3 protein-coding genes and 1 pseudogene are annotated in these 5,124 nt (G+C 60.4%); 1 reads left to right on the forward strand and 3 read right to left on the reverse strand.

The features are described from left to right. Positions 1–476: pseudogene (nylA, locus tag Q4610_RS21305) on the reverse strand (6-aminohexanoate-cyclic-dimer hydrolase); the annotation flags it as partial. Between the two features lie 396 nt (positions 477–872). Between nylA and Q4610_RS21310 the strand changes: the two are divergent. Then, positions 873–3,047 (forward strand): TonB-dependent receptor, encoded by a 2,175-nt coding sequence (locus Q4610_RS21310; protein ID WP_304537795.1) that lies wholly within the window; start codon positions 873–875, stop codon positions 3,045–3,047. Positions 3,048–3,323: 276 nt separating this feature from the next. On the opposite strand, the gene Q4610_RS21315 is transcribed toward Q4610_RS21310, so the two are convergent. Then, entirely contained in the window at positions 3,324–4,076 is a 753-nt protein-coding gene (locus Q4610_RS21315; protein WP_304537796.1) for a TetR/AcrR family transcriptional regulator, read from the reverse strand. 432 nt (positions 4,077–4,508) lie between these two features. After that, positions 4,509–5,087, reverse strand: coding sequence for a flavin monoamine oxidase family protein (locus Q4610_RS21320; RefSeq protein WP_304537797.1), 579 nt, complete (start codon positions 5,085–5,087; stop codon positions 4,509–4,511). Between the last annotated feature and the right edge of the window lie 37 nt (positions 5,088–5,124).

The following is a 5,124-nucleotide window of genomic DNA, read 5'->3' on the forward strand; positions in this document are numbered from 1 at the left end:
GCTACCGCAGCCCCTGAGCCGCCGCTGGATCCGCCAACCGACCGTCCGAGGTTCCAAGGGTTCCGAGTGGCGCCCCACGCTTCGGGCTCCGTCGTTACCTGCGTGCCCATCTCCGGTGTATTAACTTTGCCGAGCAAAACGAACCCCGCCGCGCGCATCCGCTGCACGAAATAGGCATCGTGGTCGGCTCTGTAGCCGGACTCTTTCATGCCTTTGATGCTGGACGTGTTGATATCGCCTTGGCTCACGACGGTGAGGTCCTTCAGAAGATAGGGCACGCCAGCGAAGGGCCCGGAGGCCAACTCGCTCTCACGCCGCGCCTTCTCAAAGAGCGGGATGATGACGGCATTGATCTCTGGGTTCACAGCTTGGACATGAGCGATCGTCGCCTCCAGCAGTTCGGTCCGGCTTATCTCTCCCGAGCGCACGAGTTCGGCCTGGGCCGTCGCATCCTGCCAAAGGTCCACCTTGCTCACTGTCGCGCTCCTTCTGCTGGTCTAAGCCGCGTGGACAATAACCTACCGCGACAGCTCCGGCGCATGCCCTGACGACACCGCCGACAGCCGAAATATTATGCATATGTCCTAGATTGTCTAGTGACCGTGTGGAGCCTCAGCCGCGCATCTCGTGGACGAAAACATGCGATTATCCACATCATTCGCGGTATCCGGGTGCATTTTTGCGCACGCAGGCGGCGGCCGAGGTGCACCTTTCTGCACCCAAGCAACGCGCCAAAGTCGGACGTTCTACCTAAAATGCTTGACGAATGGGAGGACGAGTCGGAGTCTGCCCTCAGACTTGGAAGCGCCTTCGCCGCCGGTTGTGGGGCGAACCTTCGCTTCACCTGAGCGAGCGAAACTTGAAGGGGAACCATGAAACACGCCGTCCGCATTTCTCTGTGTGCGTCCGCCATGATGGCGCCTTGGCTTCTCACGACGGATGCATGGGGCGCGCAGGCAGAGACGGGTCCTGCTTCAATGGTCGACGAATTGGTGGTCACCGCGCAGAAGCGTTCCGAGACCGTCCAGGACATCCCCGCCGCCATTACCGCTGTCAGTGGCGCGGTGCTTCAGCAGCGGGGGGTCTCCCAACCTGAAGGCCTACAATTCATCGTGCCGAGCATGCAGGCTGGCCGCTTGTTGGGGCAGACAGCAATCACCATTCGCGGTGTCGGACTTAACCAGGGCTCGCCAGGCGTCGCTATCCACGTGGACGGGGTCTATCAACCTCGCCCCTCGATGGGTGACCTTGCGCAAACCGACATTGCCCGTGTCGAGGTGCTGCGCGGACCGCAGGGCACATTGTACGGACGCAACGCCAACGGTGGGGTTGTGAATTTCGTCACGCAGGACCCGACCGACAGGTTCGAAGGCTACGTGCTTGGAAGCTATGCCAGCTATGACGAAGGTCGACTTCAGGGCGTGCTCAACGTCCCGGTCAATGAGCGCATCCGCGCTCGACTAGTGCTAGACAGCTGGCGCCGCGACGAGGGCTTTGTGAAAAATGTCCTGCCGGGCGGCCAGGATGTCGATCGAGGTCGCGCGACTTCGGGCCGGTTCAAACTGGCGGTGGATGTCACGGACGACTTGGCGCTCGATCTCAGTGCGACGGGTCTGCATTCCTCCGGACCGACCTCTTACTTCACATTGTCCAACAAACCCTCGGCCGACGCCGTCGCCAAGAATCCCTACCTGGCCACCGCTATCGTACCTTTGCAGCCGCGTCGCATCTCAGCCGACGATCCGATCGGCGCCGATCGCTCTTACGCTGCAGCAGGCGCGATCATCACGTGGAAGGTGGCAGGCCTCCAGGTCAAGTCGATCACGGGCTATCAGCGGCTCGCCGACCAAGAACAGCGGGATGATGACGCCATCAACGTCAACGGGCTCCCCGTGGAACGCTGGGCGCGCTCAAACACCTTTACCCAGGAGGTCAATGTCGCGGGCAGTCTGGGGGCAGTCGAGGTGCTCGTCGGCGCTTTCTATATGCGTGACACCGCCTACGATAAGCTGCACTATAATTTCCCATTGGGGCTCTCTCCCCTGCCGGCGGGCAGCACCCTCGACTTCGAGTCATTCGACTACGTCACCAAATCCTATGCCGCGTTTGTGGACCTCACCTGGCACCTCACCGAGCGGGCGAAACTCATCGGCGGGTTGCGATATTCCGAGGATCGGCAGAGCGATGTCCAGCGCAATTTCCTGACGTTTGGACCCGCGGCGCCGATCGACACCTGTCCGCTGCAGCGGAACGAGATCCAATTCCACTCCACGACTCCAAGGGTCGGCGCGCAGTATGACGTCAGCGATAACAGCAACCTATACGCGACATTTTCAAAGGGCTTGAAGATCGGCGGCTTCAACCCTTACGATTGCAACCAGGTATTCAAGCCAGAAAAGGTCACTTCCTACGAGGCGGGCTGGAAGAACAAGCTCCTAGACGGAGCGTTACTGTTGAACGTTGGCGCTTTCTACTATGACTACACCGACCTACAGCTGAACCAAGTCGTCGGCCTAGTCTCGAAGATCACCAACGCCGCCGCGGCGCGCGTGGTGGGCGCCGAACTTGAAAGCACATGGCGCCCAGACCCGCATTGGACTCTGACCGGCAACCTTTCGCTTCTCAAGGCGACGTACAAGGATTTCGTCAATCTGGACACGCTCACGCCCGCGCTCGGCGCCCAGGACGTGTCGGGCAACTATCTGTCCAATGCGCCGCGGGTTTCAGCAAATGTCGGGCTGACCTATGACAGCGAGCCGATCGCGTTTGGTGGACATGTGCGTACGCTGTTAGATGTCAGCTATCGGTCGAAGATCTACTTCCGGGAATTCAACACCGCGCTGGATGCGCAGCGCGCATACGTGCTCCTGAATGCTTCCGTGATCTGGTTCAGCGCTGATGACAAGTATCAGGTTCGCCTGTTCGCTCAAAACTTGACAAACAAGAACTACATCGTTCGCATGAGTTCTTCGGACAACTTCGGCTCGCGGTTTGTGAGTTGGGGCGCTCCCCGACAGGTTGGGGTAGAGTTGAAGGCTAACTTTTGAGGTTCGGTCGGCGCTGCAGCCCACACCGGCGGCGCCGATCAGCCATCAGCGCTCGCGGGTTGCCGCTTTAGGTCTTGCCGCGCCCTAGCTGTCTGATCCCGGAGTGGGAGTATCTGTCAGGCTGATCCCACATTCCGGGAGGAGCTATGGGCCAGGTACTCGACGGCAGCGCCACGACGACCCACGCCATCCGAGCGGCGATACAGCGATCGAAGGCTCCGCGGGAAGAGCTAGCCTCTAGGATTCACGCGGTGCTGACGGACACCGGCTTCGAGCCTAGCCCCGCCGCCACAGCGGTTGCCGCACGCCGGCTCGGATCGTTTTAGTGTCTATAGTCCGCACAAGGTCCACCAGCGCTTTGACCGAGATGGACTCGAGCAGGGGCATTCGGTCGGCGAACAGTTTATCGTGGCCGGCGAAGAGGGTCATACCCTCAATGGACGCTTGAACAAACACGGCCACCATCTCCCGCTCTGTGTCGTCAAGGCCCGGGTTCAGTTCAGCAATGAGGTCCAGAAGGACTTCGCGCCCACGCCGATAGATGTCATTTAGGCAATCGGCGACGAAGCGATCTCGATTGGCCAACGCCCAGAGTTCGGGGAAAAGATTGGTGGTGGCCTGACTCTGGATGTCCTCCAAGAGAATGCGTATCAGGAGCGCCATCCGCTGTTCCGCCGGCTCATCAGTCCGTTTGCGGAGATCCCGAACGGCCTCAGTGTAGCCGTCCACCACCACGTCCAGTACGGCGCGAAGCAGTTCGTCCTTGGTGGCGAAGTAGTACGTCACATTGCCTACCCGTAGCTGGCAGGCCGCCGCAATCCGGCGCAGCGTCAGCGCGCGAATCCCTTCGTTGATCAAGATATCAAGCGCAGCTTCGAGAATCTGGGTGACGGCCTCGCGCCCGGGTGCATAGACGCCCGGTCGGAACTGGATCGTCGGAACCGCCTTCTCCGGCACAACCAGCGCAGGCGAAACCGCCACATTGAGAGGTTTCCCGCGATCTACCGCTTCGCGCCGTGAGGTGCTCATCGCGCCCTCGCGCCGTGAGACAGGCTTGGCAGCAACACGGCCTTCGCGGGGCCGACAGCGTTTGAGCCACCGGAGACCCAGTCGCCGATGCTTCGGAGCAGGAAGTACATTAATAGCTCGCTGACTTGACTGAATTGCATTTACCGCTTGTCCAGCCCGGCGGCAACTTTAGGTTGCCAAAGATAATCAACAGATGTGCCCATGTGGCAGTCGGACGGAGGTTTCTTCACCCCTCGAAGCCGGCGAGCTCAGGTGTTCGGTCTATAGCATTTGTTCGAAATGACGGAGCAAATCGCGCCTCGGTTCGTCTTGGCGTCCTTGCATATTTGACGGCCCGCAAGACCAGGCTCGGTTAGTGGGATCAGATTCCCACCTCCCGTCCGCGCCTCCGGGGAATCAACAGGCCTCCATCGGCCCGGCAGGACCCGTAGGCTAGAGTGAAGCCACACGCTCATGCTGCAGAATTTGCAGAACCTCGTCGGCAGCCCGCTCACCAGAGCGCACGGCACCTTCCATATAATTCATCCACACCAGGGAGGTTTCAGCGCCCGCCCAGTGGAGGCGCCCGACCGGCTGTTGGAGGAGCCAGCCATATTTCGTCCACCCTCCAGGCGGAAAGTTCGACCCATAGCAGCCTCGCGTCCATTCCTCCTCCGCCCAACTGGTCTCCACGTATTCCTTAGGAACGCCCGCCTCCGCGCCGAGATGATGTACGAGGGTGTTCAACACAGATTGGCGCCGTGCTTCAGGTGACCACTGGGATGCGAGGCGGGCCTGGTCGCCCTCGATGAAGCCCACGATCACGCCATGTGGATCGCCGGGCACCGTGTTGTCGAATGTAACTGTCAGGGGGCCGCTGTTCGACACGATGCGGCCGCTGGAGCCTTTCGCTCGCCAGAAGGGTGCGTCGTAGACGCAACTGATCTGGCTCTGTTGCAAAAATCGTGAAGCTTGAGCATGCTTGGCGGAGATTGGACGGACGGAACGATGACGGATTTCAAGTGGCGCCATTTCCAGGGTGATGTGATCCTGTGGGCGGTGCGCTGGT

Origin of the sequence: Sphingobium cyanobacteriorum (assembly GCF_030580935.1) — a bacterium.
Lineage (GTDB): Bacteria > Pseudomonadota > Alphaproteobacteria > Sphingomonadales > Sphingomonadaceae > Sphingobium > Sphingobium cyanobacteriorum.

Bases quoted from the DNA above. Each gene is read 5' to 3' on its own strand.
- Q4610_RS21315 (WP_304537796.1), bottom strand. From the start codon at position 4,076: ATGAGCACCTCACGGCGCGAAGCGGTAGATCGCGGGAAACCTCTCAAT.
- Q4610_RS21320 (WP_304537797.1), bottom strand. From the start codon at position 5,087: ATGGCGCCACTTGAAATCCGTCATCGTTCCGTCCGTCCAATCTCCGCC.
- Q4610_RS21310 (WP_304537795.1), top strand. From the start codon at position 873: ATGAAACACGCCGTCCGCATTTCTCTGTGTGCGTCCGCCATGATGGCG.